Annotated in this window: 18 protein-coding genes; all 18 read right to left on the bottom strand. The window is 49.2% G+C overall.

The genetic code is table 11. The annotated features are described in order from the left end of the window. Positions 1-73 precede the first annotated feature (73 nt). The 18 genes from ACKFKF_RS22200 to ACKFKF_RS22115 all read right to left on the bottom strand — a co-directional run bounded on the left by ACKFKF_RS22200 (position 74) and on the right by ACKFKF_RS22115 (position 17,997). Entirely contained in the window at positions 74-826 is a 753-nt protein-coding gene (locus ACKFKF_RS22200; RefSeq protein ID WP_446869729.1) for an SDR family oxidoreductase, read from the bottom strand. 166 nt (positions 827-992) lie between these two features. Next, a complete protein-coding gene (locus ACKFKF_RS22195) occupies positions 993-1,574 on the bottom strand; it encodes an ester cyclase (RefSeq protein WP_446869728.1) in 582 nt (193 codons plus the stop codon). Positions 1,575-1,685: 111 nt separating this feature from the next. Continuing rightward, the gene (locus ACKFKF_RS22190) at positions 1,686-1,868 is read right to left on the bottom strand and encodes an SDR family NAD(P)-dependent oxidoreductase (RefSeq protein ID WP_446869727.1); all 183 of its coding nucleotides are present in this window, start codon (positions 1,866-1,868) and stop codon (positions 1,686-1,688) included. Positions 1,869-2,078: 210 nt separating this feature from the next. Continuing rightward, the gene (locus ACKFKF_RS22185; RefSeq protein ID WP_446869726.1) at positions 2,079-2,870 is read right to left on the bottom strand and encodes a CPBP family intramembrane glutamic endopeptidase; all 792 of its coding nucleotides are present in this window, start codon (positions 2,868-2,870) and stop codon (positions 2,079-2,081) included. Positions 2,871-3,295: 425 nt separating this feature from the next. Further along, on the bottom strand, positions 3,296-4,174 hold the full coding sequence (locus ACKFKF_RS22180; protein ID WP_446869725.1) for an SDR family oxidoreductase: 879 nt from the start codon (positions 4,172-4,174) through the stop codon (positions 3,296-3,298). Between the two features lie 187 nt (positions 4,175-4,361). Next, complete coding sequence (locus ACKFKF_RS22175) at positions 4,362-5,057, bottom strand: stage II sporulation protein M (RefSeq protein ID WP_446869724.1); 696 nt, start codon at positions 5,055-5,057, stop codon at positions 4,362-4,364. A 100-nt stretch (positions 5,058-5,157) separates the two neighbouring features. Further along, on the bottom strand, positions 5,158-5,811 hold the full coding sequence (locus ACKFKF_RS22170; protein WP_446869723.1) for a GOLPH3/VPS74 family protein: 654 nt from the start codon (positions 5,809-5,811) through the stop codon (positions 5,158-5,160). Between the two features lie 48 nt (positions 5,812-5,859). Next, entirely contained in the window at positions 5,860-6,819 is a 960-nt protein-coding gene (locus ACKFKF_RS22165) for a CPBP family intramembrane glutamic endopeptidase (protein ID WP_446869722.1), read from the bottom strand. Positions 6,820-6,903: 84 nt separating this feature from the next. Then, positions 6,904-7,887: a CPBP family intramembrane glutamic endopeptidase gene (locus tag ACKFKF_RS22160; RefSeq protein ID WP_446869721.1), complete on the bottom strand. Its 984-nt coding sequence runs from the start codon at positions 7,885-7,887 to the stop codon at positions 6,904-6,906. Positions 7,888-8,020: 133 nt separating this feature from the next. After that, positions 8,021-8,416 carry a RidA family protein gene (locus ACKFKF_RS22155; RefSeq protein ID WP_446869720.1) on the bottom strand — a complete coding sequence of 132 codons (396 nt, stop codon included), beginning with the start codon at positions 8,414-8,416 and terminating at the stop codon, positions 8,021-8,023. A gap of 86 nt (positions 8,417-8,502) precedes the next feature. Next, complete coding sequence (locus ACKFKF_RS22150) at positions 8,503-9,249, bottom strand: CPBP family intramembrane glutamic endopeptidase (protein WP_446869719.1); 747 nt, start codon at positions 9,247-9,249, stop codon at positions 8,503-8,505. Positions 9,250-9,288: 39 nt separating this feature from the next. After that, positions 9,289-9,891 carry a hypothetical protein gene (locus ACKFKF_RS22145; RefSeq protein WP_446869718.1) on the bottom strand — a complete coding sequence of 201 codons (603 nt, stop codon included), beginning with the start codon at positions 9,889-9,891 and terminating at the stop codon, positions 9,289-9,291. Between the two features lie 201 nt (positions 9,892-10,092). Continuing rightward, on the bottom strand, positions 10,093-10,230 hold the full coding sequence (locus ACKFKF_RS22140) for a hypothetical protein (RefSeq protein WP_446869717.1): 138 nt from the start codon (positions 10,228-10,230) through the stop codon (positions 10,093-10,095). A 25-nt stretch (positions 10,231-10,255) separates the two neighbouring features. Beyond that, positions 10,256-10,603 (bottom strand): AraC family transcriptional regulator, encoded by a 348-nt coding sequence (locus tag ACKFKF_RS22135; RefSeq protein ID WP_446869716.1) that lies wholly within the window; start codon positions 10,601-10,603, stop codon positions 10,256-10,258. Between the two features lie 98 nt (positions 10,604-10,701). Continuing rightward, the gene (locus tag ACKFKF_RS22130) at positions 10,702-11,259 is read right to left on the bottom strand and encodes a DsbA family protein (RefSeq protein ID WP_446869715.1); all 558 of its coding nucleotides are present in this window, start codon (positions 11,257-11,259) and stop codon (positions 10,702-10,704) included. Between the two features lie 127 nt (positions 11,260-11,386). Further along, positions 11,387-11,761, bottom strand: a complete 375-nt coding sequence (locus tag ACKFKF_RS22125) for a peptidoglycan-binding domain-containing protein (protein ID WP_446869714.1) — start codon at positions 11,759-11,761, stop codon at positions 11,387-11,389. A 384-nt stretch (positions 11,762-12,145) separates the two neighbouring features. Continuing rightward, complete coding sequence (locus ACKFKF_RS22120; protein ID WP_446869713.1) at positions 12,146-12,775, bottom strand: response regulator; 630 nt, start codon at positions 12,773-12,775, stop codon at positions 12,146-12,148. After that, positions 12,772-17,997: a PAS domain S-box protein gene (locus tag ACKFKF_RS22115; protein WP_446869712.1), complete on the bottom strand. Its 5,226-nt coding sequence runs from the start codon at positions 17,995-17,997 to the stop codon at positions 12,772-12,774. The genes ACKFKF_RS22120 and ACKFKF_RS22115 overlap by 4 nt, the downstream gene beginning before the upstream one ends. Positions 17,998-18,008 lie beyond the last annotated feature (11 nt).

The raw sequence follows: 18,008 nt of genomic DNA, 5'->3' as shown, positions 1-18,008 counted from the left end.
AACACCTAGAGCCATCCGCCAGCCTGCGCCTCCGGGTTTGAAAGGTGCGGCAACGTGTCACACTGCCGATCGACTACTGCGCTACATACCCGCCATCTACCATCAACGTTTCACCTGTTGTGAACGATGCCATGTCAGATGATAAAAACAGGACTGCATTTGCAACTTCAAGCGGTGTTCCAATTCGTCCGATCGGGTGAAGTCCTGTTATGTAAGCTTTGGCTTCATCCTGCCCACCTGTAGCTGCTTCAAACATATCTGTTTCGATTACCGCTGGTGCAACGACATTGATGCGAATACCCGCTTTGGCATATTGGAGCGCAGCAGCTTTTGTTAAGCCTACTACCGCATGTTTACTCGCGGTGTAGAGGGGTACGCTAGGAAATGCAACTACTCCACCCGTAGATGCCGTATTGACGATCGAACCACTTCCCTGTTTCAACATCTGAGCGATTTCATATTTCATCGACAACCAAACGCCTTTGACATTGACATTCATAATGCGATCGTATTCCGCTTCTGTTTGTTCAATCAATGAGGGGTTTTCGCTGACAGTTCCTGCATTGTTAAAGGCAATATCTAACCGACCAAAAACGCCAACTGCTTTATCAACCATTGCTTGAACATCGGCTTCTTTTGTGACATCTGCTTGTACAAAAATCGCCTCTCCGCCAGCTTCTTGAATCAATCGAACCGTTTCTTCGCCTTCATCCATTCGGCGACCCACCACCACCTTTGCTTGTTGTTGAGCATAAGCGATCGCAGTAGCTCTACCAATTCCCGATGTCCCTCCCGTCACTAAAGCAACCTTGTCTTTCAGCATCATGATAGTTACCTCTTGTGAATGGTTATGTTACTTGCGTCAAAAACTCAATGGGCAGCAATACGTGTACGAGTCAGCAACAAGAAGCGCCTCGATCTATAACCAGGATGAGTAACGATTCTGGTTGTAGGAGCCGGGTTTGGGTATTGATATTTGCTGGCTCCTACACTTAGTCGCGATCGATCAGTGCGTTTGAGGGCAAGCTCGGATCAAGTACCTTGCGCGCACTGTCAACGCCCACGACGGGAAGTGTCCCCGGATCGAGCAAGCCGACTTGAACCAATACACTCGCCTGATCCCAGTAGATGTGCTCATGAGCTAGCTTGCCGTCACGAAACCGAATAATCGCAACTACTGGCACTTCAACCCGTTTCCCGGTTGGAGCAACGCCAGGTAGCATCCAGTCCATCTGGATTGTATGAGTGAACTTAGCCACCATTTCATCCACGAGTTGATCTGTCCCGATCGTGCGCGAAATCGGAACTAGCTCGAGGTCTGGCGGGATCTGTGGAATGAAGTATTTGGAATAAAACTCGCGCAGTGCTGGTTTCCCGATGCCCCCAGTCATTATCGGGATGTGGTTAACGTAAGCATCTTCAACCATCGTAGCGAGGGCATCTTCAGTACTGTGAGTGCCAAACTCATACTGTAAATGCTCTTCCCAAAGTGCTTGCAAAGACTCCTGGGCTGGTGTCAAATTGGTAGTTGCTTGCAAATTTGCTTGTCCGTCTACAGTTTGCTCTTTGACCATGATTAAATACTCCTGGTTTTATTTATCTAAAGTGTCTTGAGTTCCAATGCTTGACTGCTCTCAGATTCTTACAATGATTTGTCAGATTCTTGTGATGTTAGTGGACTTGTTTCAATGGACGTATAAGCATTCAGCGCCTGTTTCACGAATCAGTTTGGCAGTTTTTTCACCTTCTGCGTCGCGTCTGCCTGAGAATACTACCTTTGCTCCAGCAGCACCGAATGCGATCGCAGTTGCACGACCAATTCCTGAAGTTCCACCAGTAACCAACGCCACCTTATTCTGAAGTATCATTGTGCTTCTCCTAGCGTTAATTTTGTTGCATTTCTCTGAAGTGTACTGAGTTCCAATGCTTGATTTATTCCAGATTCTTATGGCATTGATCGACATAATCTTGTCAAAATTCTCGATCGCTTGTTCATGCAGTGGTGTAACAACAAGATCGATTCCAGCATTGTTAAAGGCACAATCGGGTTTGCCAATGAAATCGCTTTAGAAAAAAGCTTAGACAAATCTTGCCAGCAAAAAACTAAGAGCAAAGGAAAAGGCATGAACGCTGACATGGGATAACATCGCCGCCTCAAGCGAGTATTGCCAAAAGAGCCAACCAAAAGCAATGCCAGCAATCCCATTGAGTAATATCGCCCGAATAATCACAAGCGGAGTGAGTGGAACGATCGCGGCAGTTGCGGGCAGGTGTAAAAGTCCAAATACCAACGCGGCTAGAACGATCGCACCCTGGTAAATCCCTTGGCTTGGCAACGTAATGCCCTGTTTTAACACCTTCCACGCTATCCAAACAAGCAGCGACATTAAGCCCCAGCGCATCAGAATTTCCTCAGTGATGCCGCCATAAAGCATTGCTGTAAGTGAACTCAGCCAATTCGGTTCTGCGTTATTGGATGCCTGTAGCGCTTCAGGTAGAGCAGGTTTCATGAACCGATCGAGCAACAGGAGAGTGATCGTTGTCGCTGCACCCACACCCAAGCTCCATTTCATCTCAATGATAGAAAATGGAATCTTAGGGGTATGAAGTACCCAGTAATCAATCAAATGTGAGCGTAATCCAACGCGATTGGCACAGCCAATTCCAATCAGAATGGTGATTGCTAGCAGAACTGTAGGCTGTAGTCCTTGCAGCAGCATTAAAACCCACAGTGGAGGAACTTCTGCCAGCATTTCTGGAGACAGTTTCGCCAATTGTCGCTCAACGAATGGAACCGACGTAATCGTAAGCATCGCAATTCCCGCAATGCCCAACGCAAATAGAATCCCAAATTGTTTCAAAACTACCATTGAATTGATCTCCAGAGACATCAGAATACTGGATAGACACAATGCCAAGATAGAGAATGACAACTTGGTAACGCCACTTTATCCTGAAGTATCATTGTGCTTCTCCTAGCATTAATTTCGTTGCATTGATCTGAAGTGTACTGAGTTCCAATGCTTGATCTCTTCCAGATCCCTAATGATTTCATCTGACATTAATTGCACCCACAATCGCGGCTGTTGTAATCTCGCTCGACGGAGCTATTGGGCAGTTTGAGATGACTTCTCTACTCCCGGAATTAATGCCTGTGCAACCAACAGTCAGTAAAACACTTAGAAGAAACAAGCAACATGAGTAGAACTAGTCTTTTTTAGGCACTCGAATCATATTATCGAACTAGGGTTGTGAACGGCTAGAGCTACACTTGTCGATCGTTCAATTTCGGAAGTCAGCTAAATGCCGTTGCATAATCGTGAGCAAAGTCCTTAAACTGACGCGGCGCTTTGCCAGTCGCACCCTCTATCCCTGAAGCGATCGCTGCTGCCTCATTGCGTTGATAGTGGGCGTAATCTTCAATCAGTCCATCGGCTTGCCAAGCTGGCATCCCAAAGCCGACCATTGCTTCCCGCATCTGTTCGGGTGGGATATCGACAAACGCAATCTGACGCTTCAGGGCAGCAGAGAGATATTCTGCCATCTCGGTATGTGTTAGCGCCTGCGAACCCGTGAGATCGTAAATCTTTCCTTCATGCCCAGCTTCGGTCAGAGCAGCTACAGCAACGTCAGCAATGTCACGAACATCTACTACGCTCACCTTCGCATCACCGATCGCAGCGTAAAAGGTGTTTTGCTCAACGATCAACGATCGGAAGTTTAACAAGCCCTGCATAAATAGATTGGGGCGCAGAAACGTATACGCCATCTGGGTTGCTTGGATTGCCGATTCGACAGCCGCATGGTAGCGCAAAAAACGCACGGGTGAGTCTGCATTGGCGGCGAACTGCGACAGTTTAACGATATGCTTGACACCGCTTTGTTTCGCTGCTTCGACAAACGCAAGTTGTTGCGCTTCGGCGCGTTCTGTTGAGTTGGTGACGAGGAAGGCTCGATCGACCCCTGCCAGGGCAGAGAGCAGTGTTTCAGGGCGATCGAAATCAGCCTCGACCATTTCGATGCCCAGATCTGCAATTGCCTTGGCTCGATTGCGAGCACGTTCCCGTGTGCCAGAGGCATCGCGCACCATCGCGCGAGCTTGAACGCTTTGCGAGGCGAGACGCTTGAGTACCTCCAGACCGTTATTTCCAGTTGCGCCAGTTACTAGGATCATTTGAATCTCCTAATTAGATTTTTGAGCATTCCTCTGCTCTACACAGCAGAAGTTTTTGAAACAAATATTCGACGAGCTGCAACTGTCCAAAAACTACTAGCTTGATGGTCTTCAGTTCGCTGTGTATCCACCATCAATCACTAGCGATTGTCCAGTAAGGTTTTGTGGGCAGTACTCACCCTACTGGCTACAACAACCATTGGGTCAGCGGATGAACCAGGTAGCGGAGCGAGAACGCCTCCCAGATCGCACCGACGATGAACAGTGGGAGCGTGGACAGACTCACCCAACCGAGCTGTTGCAACCCGCGGACGTAACCCTGACGATGGTTCCGAGTCCCGATAGTTGCGGGGCGAACCCAAGACCGACCAAGGATGTATGCGCCAAACATCAGGAGGGCGTAAGCTTGAAATTCGATGAGTATCGTCAGCGAGTGCGGGATCAGTGCCACCGCCATAATCTTGGTAGTCGGAGCCATGCCTAAACCGAGAGTGAACGTCTTATACGCAAACATGGCAATGCCAGTAAAGGGAACGATCAGCGAAGGGAGCACGATCCACAGCGCGCCAGTTGTGACGTTGACTCCCAGGATGGTCAGCGAGAATAGCCAGGGGTTATTGACTAGCGATCGGACAAGATCCGCCGTTCCGCTGTCTTCCAGGATGGCTACCTGAGTTGCGCTCAGGTTGGGGAAGACCATCGCCGCTACCAACCCGATGATGACTAAGCCATACACAATGGCGTTGATAGCGAGGTAGGCGCGAAAATTAGTGCGAATGATCTGAAAGGGTTTGCGAAGAAATCGCCGAAGCGGGTGTTTGGCACTGGGAGCAAGTGGTCGTTGTGGAGACTGGTCTTTGGTAGCGATCGTTTTGCGTGACATGTTTTAGCTCCGATATTTGGTGATGGATGGCCGATGGGCTTGCCTGCTCCATGTCCTGTTCGCGTCTCCGTGGCAAGGTGGGTGAAGTGCGAGTTCAATTTTATCTGACATTGATTGCGCCCAGAGTTGCGATCGCTTGAACGGCGAAAATTGCCTTTGAAACTGCTTGACCAACCAACTCCTCTCTTGAGATCGCCTTAATTCGCGATCGCGCGGTCAGACGTTCTTCAGGTCTAAACACCGCATCGGTTAGGTGAGAGGCTTGCATCAAACTAATCAATGCTGCCATCCGAGAATCCAGTCCAATGCCTTCTAACACGGCTGCACGAACTTGCTGGACAATCTCGCGTTGAATGGATTCATCGGTTAAAAAATATCGCTGCGTTGGGAACAGTCCAAGAATGCGTTGCTCTTGTCGTTCTAAAACACCTAAATCAACTAAGTTCTGCAACACAATCGTTTGAATTCCTAGGTATCTTCGTCTCCAATGAGTCACCCAGAACCTTGCAGTTCGAGGACGAGACGATGCTAGAACCTCACTGAGGCGTTGATCTAAGAATTCATTGTCTGTGTTGCCTGCGATCGCACCGATCACCCGATTGTCGTTGTCGATCTCAAGTTTGCCTTGCAGGACTAAGTCTAGTAACAAAGAGCCGACCAAGCCATAGTCGAGTGCAGAGTACCAAGAGAAGCGAGTTTTCCCAGTTTCGGGATTGAGTGCAAGAAGGATTAAGTCCTGTGCAAGATATTGCATGATGAATTCCTGATTGAGGTGTGCTGCTTTGATGACGAACCGATGAAATCACCAACGACTATTCCGATCGCTCTGGGAAACGGCTTCGGATACCTTGTCGCGTTTGAAAACCCCATAGGCGATCGCCAGGAATATGGGGACTATCACCAGCACCGATAGCGCCACGTAGGTCGCGCGGAACTCACTGACGGTGAACAGAGCTGGCGTGTTCACGGCGGTTCCAGGTGCGTTGATCAGGAGTATGCCGCCGATGTTGTTCGCGAAGTGTACGCCGATGGCGAGTTCGGTGGTTCCGTCAATCAACGAGACCACGGTCCACAACAGACCCGGAACGAGGAAGTAGTTGAAAAAGACCGTGAGCCAGCCACCTGAGATCGCCTCCGGGTTGGCGAGGTGCGGCAGGGTGAATATCACAGCCGACACGATCGCCAGAAAGATGCGGTTGCTCCAGATCATGCTCGCCCCCTGCACGATGTAGCCGCGAAAGAACAGCTCCTCGGTGGTGGTCTGGATCGCGATGAGTACCAGTGCCAGCGGCACGAAGAGCGCGAACGACGCGAGGTCGGAGTTGAAGGAAAAGGTGTCGGGGTAAAGAAGGTATTGTCCCAGCCCGCCTATCAGACACACTGGAACGAACCAAGCCACAAACCCCTGGCCGACGCGGTGCCAGCTTATCTTCTTCTGCGCCGTGACGAGCGTCAGGGGATGACGACGGTGGATAAGGGTAACGGCGATCAGAACCCCCGCAAGGAAAAATGGGAAGCCTACCATAACAAACAGGAACTTCCCGAAAGGATTAAGCACGGTGTAATCCGGCTGTCCGCTGAACGCGAATGCGACGAGTACGCTGGCACCAGTCCCGACCACCAGCCACGCAAAGAGGATGACCACCAGTCCCAGAACATACCGCCACCCCCGATATTTACCCCACCGGGCAGCCTCCACATAAGTCGCGTCTTTCACTTCCGTTCCGATTCCCTGATGTCCTTTGATTGCTTTGAACTTCATCTTTGTCTCCTTGACTCGTGCGTGGATATAGTGCTTGGATCTGATTGCTATTGCCTTTGCTAGTTTTCTCAGGGTTTGACGGGATTACCGATGACTATTCAGATCGCTCTGGGAAACGGGTTCGGATGCCTTGTCGCGTTTGAACACCCAGAAAACGATCGCCAGGAAGATGGGAATCAGCACAATAGAGATGATGTCGTAGAATCTCGCATGGTACTCGCTGATGCTGAACAAGGCTGGCGCGGCAAAGAAGCTGCCGGACCAGTTGAACAAGAGAAAGTACGCGATGTTGTTGGCGAAGTGTGCGCCGATCGCAAGCTCGGTCGTGCCATCGATCAATGAAACGATCGCATACAGCAGACCCGTGCCGACGAAGAGTCCGAGGAACATCCCGATCCAGCCACCCTCTTGTGACTCTGGATTGGTGGCGTGCGGCAGGGTGAAGATTACAGCCGACACGATCGACAGAAACACGCGGTTAGACCAGATCAGGCTCGCGCCCTGTACGATGTACCCGCGAAAGAAAAGCTCCTCGGTGGTCGTCTGGATTGCGGTGAGGATCAGCGCGATCGGCACGAAGAGCGCGAACGTCTTGAGGTCGGAGTTGAAGGAGAAGGTATCGGGGTAGAGGAGGTACTGCCCCAACCCGCCGAGCAGCACCCACGGCACGAACCCAGCCACAAACCCGTGACCGACGCGAGTCCAACTGATCTTCTCCCGCGCCGTAACGAGCGTCCGGGGATGACGCTGGTGAATGAGGGTGACGGCGATGAGGATTCCCGCGAGGAATACCGGAAAACCTGCCATGACCACGACGAAGCCCCCCACGGAACCGAACGCGGCGTAATCCAGCCGACCGAGCGCCGCGGCACCCTCCTTGCCGCCGATCGCAAGCGCGACGAGCGCACTAGCGAAGTTGGCGACGACCATCCAGGCAAAGAGGATGATCATCAGCCCCAGAACATACCGCCACCACCGATACTTACCCCACCCGGCAGCCTCCACGTAAGTCGCATCTTTCACTTCCGTTCCGCTTCCCTGATGTCCTTTGATTGCTCTAAACTTCATCTTTGTCACCTTGATTTGTGCGTGTATGTAGTGCTTGGATCTGATCGCTAGTTGTCTTTGCGATTGTTTTCAGGGTTCGATGGGGTCGCTAACAATCGCTCGAATGACCCTGCTACCACCTGTGCAAACCTCACTAAACAATGGCAGTAACGCGAATTTCAATCCGCATCATTGGAAGTGCAAGAGCCGCGACTCCGACCTCTGTCCAAATGGGGGCATGGTTGGGCATGTAATGACGAAATAGCTTGACCATCACATCGTTAACCTCTGGAGGAAACCCGCCAACATGGTAAGAATTAACGTGGACAACATGCTCCCAACCCGCTCCAGCAGATGCTAAGGTTCGCTCTACATTCCGAAACGACTGAGCAATCTCATCCGCAAGCAATTCGGGAATTTGCAGATTGTCATCCACCCCACCTTGACCTGATGTCTCTACTCGATCGCCAATCTTGACCGCTTGCGAGTAATGCAATTTATTCAGCAGTTCCCCATAACCGGGGGTGACAAAAAACTTGGGCTGATTCATTGTGTTCCTTTGTTCAGTACGTTTGACTCTATCTTGCTGTCACTTGATATCTGATTGACTTGAGATTGACTTGAAGAGGCATCAGGTCAGCCCGTGCTGGTGAACAACACCATGAGCAGAAACGAGGGCAGGTTGAAGACGACGTGGACGACGAGACCGGGCCAGATCGATCCACTGCGACGAAAGACCTCGGCGGTAGCGAGACCAGCCACCACGGCAGCGGGGAAGATGTTGTTGATACCATGCATGAGAGCGAAGATCGCAGTGCTGCCCACGACCCCAACGAACGGACCGTAGCGCAGCAGCGCGTTGGTGACGATGCCGCGATAGAGCAGTTCCTCGCCAAGGGGTGAGAAGACGGCGATGAAAAATGTCGTTAAAACCAGAGAGAGTACCCCGCCGCGAGCGCCATCTCCGTAAACATCCTGGACATTGTTCGTGTCCCCGGTGATTTGAACCCAGGCCAGGATCGCAAAACTCTTGAGCACGAAGGCAACCACTCCGACTCCAACCCCAATCACGAGCCAGCGAACAGAGGTGCGGCGCACACCGAAGGCGCTTAGGGAACGAATCCGCAGCCGTGCCGCCACCACGAACGCAACGATCGCGGCGACACCCGTCCAGGAAGTCAAAATTAGACCGTAAACCCCAGGATCGAGACCGAGCCGCTTGAACTGTGAGACACCGACGAACCCGACGATCGCATAGACAACGAGACTCACAATGATTTCGAGCCAGCCCGGACGAGAGGGCTTGTTAGGTGCGAACCGCTCTGAAGAGTCGGCGGGGGGCTTTCCCTGATCCTGTGGGTGGTGAGAAGACACTTTAGACATGGTGATTAACTCCTAGATTCTCTCTAGTCCTCAAGTCTCTTAGTAGGCAAAAACGCCGCCGTTGCCCTGAATTCTGAGCGTCGTTTGACTGGTGTTTAAACCACTTGCTTCGTTAACTGCAATCACGAGAACGCCTACGTCAGCCCCTGCGATCGGGGTCACTCGCACCAATCCGCCATCAGGTCGCACAAACGTCATCGTTACGGGAGCAGGCAGATTCTGGAGATTCACTGCCTGACCGCCCGCTAAGGTGCGTTGCCCAGTCTGCCCAATCACCTGGTAAGTCACCTCGGTATTCATGGCGTTCCGCATTCGCACATTGACTCGTCCCGCTTGAGGCAAGATCGCGGTTAAGGCAGCTTGTTGTTGCGGCGCTGGTTGAGCAGGTTGTACTTGAGGCAGCGTCGCTGAACTGGGCAGTCGTCCTGGTTCGTTAAGCAAGCGAGTGGCTGTATTGGGAGGACAACCCTGTGGAACCACCCGCAAACTGTTGTGAGGCTCCTCATAGTAGATGCCAGGGCAAGGATTTAGCACCGAACTGCGAACGGAACTGGCTGGAGCAGTTTGCGCCACGGCTGCTGAAACAACTGTAGCTAGACTCACAACGCTACCGATCAGACTGTAAAAGGGTTTGAACTGCATAATAACCTCCTAAAAGATAGTAAAAAAGTTGTTTTGGAAACGGTTACTGTCGCTCAAAAAAAATAGTTGCTCAGGATATCTCGCAAACTAAGCCCAATTGCAACACTGGTGAGTCCTAATATGTCCCCGCTAGCGTTGCAAAATCTATTCCTAAACACTGAGCGCCTCGACGATCGCACTGGCGAAGTTGGCGGCGACCATTCAGGCAAAGAGGATGATCATCAGCCCCAGAACATACTGCCACCACCGATGTTTACCCCACCCGGCAGCCTCGACGTAAGTCGCGTCTTTCCCTTCCGTTCCAATTCCCTGCTTTCCTCTGATTGCTTTGATCTTCATCTTTGTCTCCTGTAGCGTGATCGAGTTAGCGAACTTGTCTTGGGGTCATTCCAGTGAGGCGTTTAAACTGTTGGTTTAAATGGCTCTGGCTGGAGAAGCCGACTTGTAGAGCGATGTCTGCGATCGCCAAATCCGTTTTCGACAGCATCGATTTCGCTTGTTCCACTCGCTGTTGAATCACATACTGGTGTGGAGAAATGTCGATCGCTTGTTTGAATGCACTAGCAAAGTAAGTCGGGCTAAGATTCAGCGTCTCTGCAAGTTCGACCAGCGACAAGTCTCGATCGAGGTGAGTCTGAATATAGTCGAGGACTTGTTGCAATTGGGTACACGTTAAGCCTTTGTGCTTGAATTCAATCGTTGTTGTTAGCATGGTTCAAAAATTGGCAATCTGTTCAACAAAACAGGCAAAAGCTAGCGATCGCGCATTCGATCGGTTGCTAGCACTAACAAGTCAGATATGAATAGAGCTTAGTAACTTGCAGCCATGATTGCTGCCATCAACTCTGTCATTTTCCAGCGTCCAGCATATCGAATGTTATTGATGAAGAGAGCTGGAGCAGCCGTTACTCCACTGTTCAATCCGCCTTCAATATCTTCATTGATGCGATCGACATGCACTTGTTTAGACAAGTCTTTGAGAAACTGAGGAATATCAAGCCCTAAATCATTGGCGTACTCAACAAGATAACCGTTTTCCAACTTCTGTTGATGGGCAAATAAAGTATCGTGCATTAACCAAAACTGTCCTTGGGCAGCGGCGGCTTCGGCAGCTTGGGCAGCCCGTTGAGCATGAGGATGAATTTGTGCTTGCGGAAAGTGACGGAAGATAAAGCATAAATCATCCGCTCCAGAAGACGCACTCAGCTCTCGTTTGATCCCTTGAATCAGCTTGTAAACCTCTGCACTTTTGGAGTCTTGATAATCTCCATACATCACCAGCACGACCTTGGCGCTCAGCACACCTTGCATCCAATCTTGAGTTGACGGGGGTACAAGTAAGGAACTGTGGCTACGATCGTCGTTCATTTTTCTACATCTGCATCAAACATGGAACCTGGCAATAAAAGCTGGGAAAAACCTGATGATTTAGGGCATTCCCAGCGTCAGCAATTTGAACGTGGGTTGAATAACTTTGAGAACGGGGGTTGCTGCGTTAGCGTAGGTTTCGCCAGCGACGAGCAAATTCCCCTAGCACTGAACTAGAGAGTTGCGATTGCAACCATTCAAATGCCGTTTTTTGATAGGGGTAGTTCGATGGCTCGTAGTAATTGGCTGCATCAGTCAGTCGAATGGGCGCACCTCGACGAAGAGCTTGCCAAGTTTGAGGGCCAACGATGCCATCTACAGCAATGCGATTCTGCTGCTGGAACTTAACCACTGCGGCGCGAGTCGCATCTCCAAAGTCTCCATCAACTGCAATGTTTGCTCCCTTCGCATTCAGCAATTGTTGTAGCTCAGTGACAGCAGCACCAGAATCGCCTTGGCGTAGCATTGGGTCTGTCGCTGTGGCTGTGGGGGTAGAAGTCATAGATTTATCTCCACTGTGTTAGGGTTGAAAATCCGATCAGGTTTACGGCTCTCAAGAAGCATGATTTGCCTGATCGTGATCCTGCAAATAAGATGCAAGATTGGTTAGGCTAGGAAATAGGCGCTGAAATTAGGCAAAGTTCGCTGCGTAACCCACGTTCTCGAACCAACGATACAAGGTTGCTATTTCTGCTCCAATTAACTTGCTCAATCCATTGACTGCATCTTTGTTTGCATACATTTAATATAGGAAATTGCTTTCCATCCGTCGTCTATAGCGAGTTAAAACTTTTACAGTATAAATTGATAGAGTAACGATGCGATCGCAAAGTAGAAGGCTGACTATAACTTAAGTTAGAATCCGAACTCGATCGGAAGTACAACCCTACAAACTGACAATGCCGCGTTTAACGGCAACAATCACCGCTTGGGTGCGATCGCTGACATCTAACTTATTCAAAATCCGATTAACATGAGATTTAACCGTGCCTTCGCCGATACTCAAAGCCGCCGCAATCTCGGCATTATTCATCCCCTGTGCCAGTGAGCGGAGGACTTCTAGTTCTCTTTCACTCAGTTCTGGATTGCTGAGGCGCTGTACCAGCTTTGCTCCCACATCGGGCGGAATATACTTCTGACCCCGATGAACGGTGCGAATGGCATTCAGCAACTCGTCCGGTTCAGTTTCTTTCAACAGATATCCTTTTGCGCCTGCCTGCAATCCCCGATAGATATCTTCGTCACTATCATACGTAGTCAGCACAATAATCCGAGCCGATTTAGTAGCAGCACAAATTGCACCGATCGCGGCAACTCCTTCCACTTCTGGCATTCGCAGATCCATCAGTGTGACATCCGGTTGATGTTCTTCAAATAGCGCGATCGCCTGTTCCCCATTCTCAGCCTGAGCAATCACGTTCATCTCTGGATCACGGTTAATAATCGTGGCTAATCCTTGCCGAAAGATCGCATGATCATCCGCAATCAGAACTCGAATGATCGTGGCTTGGCTCATCGTGATGCCTCTCGATCGACGGTGACAATCATCTCTGTTCCTTGTCCAGGTTGGCTCCGAATCGTGAGTTGTGCGCCGATACGCTCTGCCCGTTCGCTCATGCCAAGTAAGCCAAAACCTTCAAAAGATGGAACAGTCCCCACTCCAAAGCCCTGCCCATTGTCCTTCACGCGCAAGCAAACCTGATCGCGATCGTATCTTAGTTCCACTCGAATTTCGTCAGCATTGGCGTGTTTAATCGCATTGGTTAAGGCTTCCTGCCCAATCCGCAGTAGGTTATTCTCAACTTCAGTCGGCAGAGAATACACTGCACCCTCGATCTCATAATATAAAGTGGTATCCAATGCAGCAGTTCTAAGCTGAGCGACGAGACGATGTAGGGCGCTCTGTAAACTGCCCTCCTCCAAAAGTTGAGGACGGAGCGCAACGACCGATCGCCGCGCTTCAATCAGTCCAGTTCGTGCCAATTCTTTGATCAGGTCTAGATGTGCTTCAGTTGCTTCTACATCATCTGTTAGTACCTGTTTTGCCGCACCGACCTGAGCCAGAATGCCTGTAAACGCCTGAGCAAGCGTGTCGTGAATTTCGCGTGCCATGCGGTTGCGTTCTTCCACAATCGAAGCTGCTTCTGCTTGCTTTTGCAGCATAATATTTCGCGCCAGCCAAATCACCTGCTCGTGCTGAATCGGGGCAATGCGAGCCGAAAACCAGATTTCTCGTCCAGATAGCCACTGACTGTATTCAACGGTGAGGACTTGTTGGGTTCTCAGTACCTGCTGAATGTAACCCAGTAATTCATCAGCTTGTTCTTTCGCAAAGAGTTGATGCAGTGTTTTGCCAACAAGTTCCTCTTTATACAACTCTCTATATGATGGATGCCCTTCGGTTACGCAGATCACTTGCCCTTCAGCATTGAAGGTACACATTGGATCGGGAATGGCTGAAAAGAGCGCCCGTAGTTCTGCTTCAGAGGCTTGCAGCGCGACTTCTGCTTGTTTGCGATCGCTAATATCCGCAATCACGCCTTCGATGTATTCATCGGCTGAATTCAGCCGAGTTGAGTAAAGTCCCCAAAACAGTGTGCCGTCTCGTTTTTGCAGTTGTGCTTCAAAGTTTTTCAATTCACCATCGCGCTTCAGCAACTCAAGGGCGTGTTGGCGATCGCTGGGGTTCACATAACAGTCTGTGGTGTGTTTCAGCCCAATCACTTCCTCTGGTGAATCAAAGCCAAACAGATTTGCAAAGCGTTGATTGGCATCGAGGATTAACCCATCCGAGAGGCGGGTTCGGTAGATACCGATCTGCGAATTTTCAAAGATATTGCGGAACTTGGTTTCACTACGTTGTAATGCCTCTTCTGCTTCTTTACGCTGGGTGATGTCATGTCCAACCGATAAAATTTCAACTAGCTCTCCCTGTTCGTTCAAAATCGCTTGATTTGACCAGGCAACCCAAACTCGCCTGCCGTCTCGACATAGATTTTCATTCTCGGTTTGCAGGTAAGTTTCAGGATTGCGAAGTAATTCTTGGACAAAGGGTTTGAGATCGCGCCCGGAGCGTTCGGTTTCGGGAATGATCGTTTCGAGTAGGGTAAGCCCTAGAATCTGGTGCTCTTCATAGCCAAAGAACTTTAGCCCATAATCGTTCATGTATCGAATTCGCCCCTGCGTATCGAATCGAGCGATGATTGAATTCGCGGTTTTTACCAAGTTGCGGTAATTTGCTTCACTTTGCCGTAATGCTGCTTCTGCTTGTTTGCGATCGCTAATATCTGCAATCACCCCTTCGATGTAGTCATCGGCTGCATTCAAATAAGAAGAAAAAAGTCCCCAAAACACTGTCCCATCTCGTTTTCGCATCTGTGCTTCAAAGCTTCGCACTTCCCCATTCCGCTTCATCACCTCAATGCCTTGTTCGCGATCGGTGGGATTGACCCAATAGCCTACGGTGTGTTCCAGCCCGATCATCTCCTCTGGTGAATCAAAGCCAAACAGATCGGCAAAGCGTTGATTGGCATCAAGAATTAATCCATCACAGGTGCGGGTGCGGTAGATGCCAACCTGGGAGTTTGCAAAGATAGCTCGGAATTTAGCTTCACTGCGTTGTAATGCCTCTTCTGCTTGTCTACGTTGGGTAGTGTCATTGCCAACCGATAAGATTTCAACGCACTCTCCCTGCTCATTGAAGATGGCTTGATTTGACCAAACAACCCAAACTCGCCGACCGTCTCGACACAGGTTTTCACCCTCGCCTTGCGGGTACGATTGAGGATTACGAAGTAAATCACGGACAAAGGGTCTCATATCGCGTCCAGAGAGTTCGATTTCTGGAATGATGGTTTCAAATACGGTTCGCCCTAAAATCTCGTGTTCTTCATAGCCCAGGAGTTTTACTCCATAATCGTTGATATAGCGAATCCGTCCTTGCGGATCATAGCGAATGATAATGGAATTCGCGGTTTGTAGCAGGTTGCGATAATTCGCTTCACTTTGTCTCAATGCGGCTTCTGTTTGTTGGCGTTCAGCAATCTCCTGCTGCAAGGCTTGAGTTCGTTCTTCTACCTTCCTTTCCAGTATTTCGGCATAGTTTGCTAACTGTTCATACAGCCGAGCATTTTCTAGTGAAATCGCTGCCTGAGCAATCAATAGTTTAAGGATCTGCAAGCGATCGCTAGTAAATACTCCAGCATTAAGATTGTTCTCCAGATAAAGGATGCCGATCAACTGACTTTGCTTGAGAATGGGCATACAGAGCAGCGATCGCGTCTGTTGGTGTTGAATGTAAGGATCAGTTGAAAAAGACGGTTCGCTGACGGCATCATCAAGCACTAAAGTTTCTTGAGTCCGTTCTACCGAGTGAATGACAGAGAGAGGAATCGTTGCACAATCAACAACAGCAAGCCTGTCTGGATCACACTGTTTACTTCCGCTGCATTGAGCCGACACAGTGAGTTGATCGTCTTCTAGGAGAATCAGAGCGCCCCGTTCGGCTCCGGCATTTTCGATGACCACCTGCATCAACGTGGCAATTAATCGATCGAGGTGGGTGATTTCTGAGAGAGCTTGAGCCGCTTTCAGTACCGTCGCTAAATCGATCGCGTTGTCTAAGCGAGCAGAAGTAGTTCTAGAAGTTGCATGGATTGGCGTGTAAGTCACATCCGATGATTGAGGAAAGAACTGCGGGTAGCGAGTTTCTAAGTCTTTAACTTTCGCGATCGCTCCCCATCGTTCATAGCAGTAGTGAGCTTCCTTCATGTAGGTCTGAGCAAACTTTTCTCGACCTCGCGCCAGATAATGTTTAGCCGCTAATTCATAAGCGAGTGCTTCTTCCTGGATATACTCATTCTCGGCAGCACCTGCGATCGCTTGTTCATAAAGCTCTTCAGCCTCAAGAAATTGCCCTAAGACTCGCGCTTTTTCTGCCTCGACTAGATGAAATTTATGTAGATAATTCATCGGGGCATGTTCTGCCCATTTTTGCATCTTTTCTTGGTTGGTGTTAACACAGTTTAGCCAAGCTGCTTTTTCAGAGTTTGAAGCATCAGGCGATAGGCTCAAAAGCGCCAGCGAATGATAGAAACAGAATATAGGTAGAACCGATATTGCTGTCGCCTCTTCAAAATGTTGCCTTGCCAAAATAGCAGTTTGTTCAGCTTGATGGTGTTCTTCAAATAGATAACACAACATGACTTTGTGCAAATAGAGTATCTGGATTGCAGTTCCATCTTCAACTGCAATAGCGTGTGATAACGCCTGTTCTTCATTCTGTAGCCTACTAACTAAGTGACTGGAATTCTCAGGCCTATCTTGCAAATTAAAAATAGTCTGCCGCAATATTGCCAGCCAATTCGAGGGACTTTCTCGTCTAATTTGGTTAATCAACTTGCTGTAAACTGCTGTTTTTTGTTCCAGTTGGGTAAGTTCCTCTCCAGCAAAAAATGAGTTATAGCACACGTAATATGCAGCATAACCAGCAGTTTCAAAGTCTCCAGTTTCCACTCCATTTTGGTAGGCATCAGCCAGCATGGGTATTGTGTCTTTAAGATGCATCTTCCAGGGTATGATATTGACATTTGAAAACATTAAGGTTCTAGCATTTCCTCTGGTATTCAATCTTTCTGCCAAACTGAGAGCCAATTTGCCGAACTCATAACCGAGTTTAATGTCTTGAACAACTCCACATAGAACAAACCCGTAGCCAGCATAAAACAGTGATGACCAGATAGCATTGCCGTAGTTGATTGATAAATTTACCGTTTTGAAAGTAATCAGTATCACCAGTGCTGGTAACGTTAAAAATGCAGCAGCCCCGATACTCGCTAGGATTGACATTGCTGCCAGCGGTTCTGGTGCAGTCATCTCTGGTAAATTAATCAAGTCTTCGATTTCTCGTTCAGCAAGTAGTGCAGCCGTTGACTCCAATTCCCTTTGAATATCTGCCTGACTTGGATTTTCTATTAAATCTATTCCCAAGAGCTTTAACGCTTCCAATCCAGTTTTTAGTGCTTCTTTTAGGTTGCCCTGTGACAAATATCCTTGAATTCTGCTATCGTAAGCCTGCACTTTGTCAACCACTGTTTTGGCACGAGCGAGTACCACTTCTACGAATTGTTCCATCTCATCAAAGCGACCCTGAAGATATGCTGCTTCTGCTGCTTCTGAGTACAGCGCTAAGGTCAGGTCATACTCACTCTGCCAACTCTCTGGATTGAGGAGTTGCAGCCCTGTCGTGAAATACTTAAAAGCTGCTTCATAAGCCGTTGCTGCCTTCGCTTTCTGACCTGCTATCAAATTCAATCGAGCAATCTCATTACGTTTGGCTTGATCACAGACAATCTCAATTCCATGATTAAGATGATCGACAATCTCAAACAACCGCTCTAATCGCTGTTCTGGTAACGTTTTTTCGAGGAGATTACGACCAATTTGCAGATGAACCACTTGTTTCTGCGACTCATCTATCAAAGCATAAGCCGCTTGCTGGACGCGATCGTGCAAAAACTTATACTCTTGAACGAACAAGTTCTCATCTAATTCAGAGAGAGGCTGAATCAATTCAGCCTGAATCGCTGCGAGTAAATCCTGGGAAATTGCTTTCGGGGATTCTTCACACACAATCGCCAATGTCTCCAGGTCAAATTCAGCCCCGACACAAGCCGCGATCGAGAGAATTTGCTGTGTTGCTTCCGACAATTTCTGCAACTGATGCAGCAGCAACTCCACTACATTATCCG

The sequence above is a fragment of the Phormidesmis sp. 146-12 genome (assembly GCF_052939495.1).
This window is presented reverse-complemented; position numbering and strand designations above follow the sequence as displayed.

Coding starts and splice junctions, on each gene's coding strand:
- ACKFKF_RS22200 (WP_446869729.1), bottom strand. CDS start 826: ATGATGCTGAAAGACAAGGTTGCTTTAGTGACGGGAGGGACATCGGGA.
- ACKFKF_RS22195 (WP_446869728.1), bottom strand. CDS start 1,574: ATGGTCAAAGAGCAAACTGTAGACGGACAAGCAAATTTGCAAGCAACT.
- ACKFKF_RS22190 (WP_446869727.1), bottom strand. CDS start 1,868: ATGATACTTCAGAATAAGGTGGCGTTGGTTACTGGTGGAACTTCAGGA.
- ACKFKF_RS22185 (WP_446869726.1), bottom strand. CDS start 2,870: ATGGTAGTTTTGAAACAATTTGGGATTCTATTTGCGTTGGGCATTGCG.
- ACKFKF_RS22180 (WP_446869725.1), bottom strand. CDS start 4,174: ATGATCCTAGTAACTGGCGCAACTGGAAATAACGGTCTGGAGGTACTC.
- ACKFKF_RS22175 (WP_446869724.1), bottom strand. CDS start 5,057: ATGTCACGCAAAACGATCGCTACCAAAGACCAGTCTCCACAACGACCA.
- ACKFKF_RS22170 (WP_446869723.1), bottom strand. CDS start 5,811: ATGCAATATCTTGCACAGGACTTAATCCTTCTTGCACTCAATCCCGAA.
- ACKFKF_RS22165 (WP_446869722.1), bottom strand. CDS start 6,819: ATGAAGTTCAAAGCAATCAAAGGACATCAGGGAATCGGAACGGAAGTG.
- ACKFKF_RS22160 (WP_446869721.1), bottom strand. CDS start 7,887: ATGAAGTTTAGAGCAATCAAAGGACATCAGGGAAGCGGAACGGAAGTG.
- ACKFKF_RS22155 (WP_446869720.1), bottom strand. CDS start 8,416: ATGAATCAGCCCAAGTTTTTTGTCACCCCCGGTTATGGGGAACTGCTG.
- ACKFKF_RS22150 (WP_446869719.1), bottom strand. CDS start 9,249: ATGTCTAAAGTGTCTTCTCACCACCCACAGGATCAGGGAAAGCCCCCC.
- ACKFKF_RS22145 (WP_446869718.1), bottom strand. CDS start 9,891: ATGCAGTTCAAACCCTTTTACAGTCTGATCGGTAGCGTTGTGAGTCTA.
- ACKFKF_RS22140 (WP_446869717.1), bottom strand. CDS start 10,230: ATGAAGATCAAAGCAATCAGAGGAAAGCAGGGAATTGGAACGGAAGGG.
- ACKFKF_RS22135 (WP_446869716.1), bottom strand. CDS start 10,603: ATGCTAACAACAACGATTGAATTCAAGCACAAAGGCTTAACGTGTACC.
- ACKFKF_RS22130 (WP_446869715.1), bottom strand. CDS start 11,259: ATGAACGACGATCGTAGCCACAGTTCCTTACTTGTACCCCCGTCAACT.
- ACKFKF_RS22125 (WP_446869714.1), bottom strand. CDS start 11,761: ATGACTTCTACCCCCACAGCCACAGCGACAGACCCAATGCTACGCCAA.
- ACKFKF_RS22120 (WP_446869713.1), bottom strand. CDS start 12,775: ATGAGCCAAGCCACGATCATTCGAGTTCTGATTGCGGATGATCATGCG.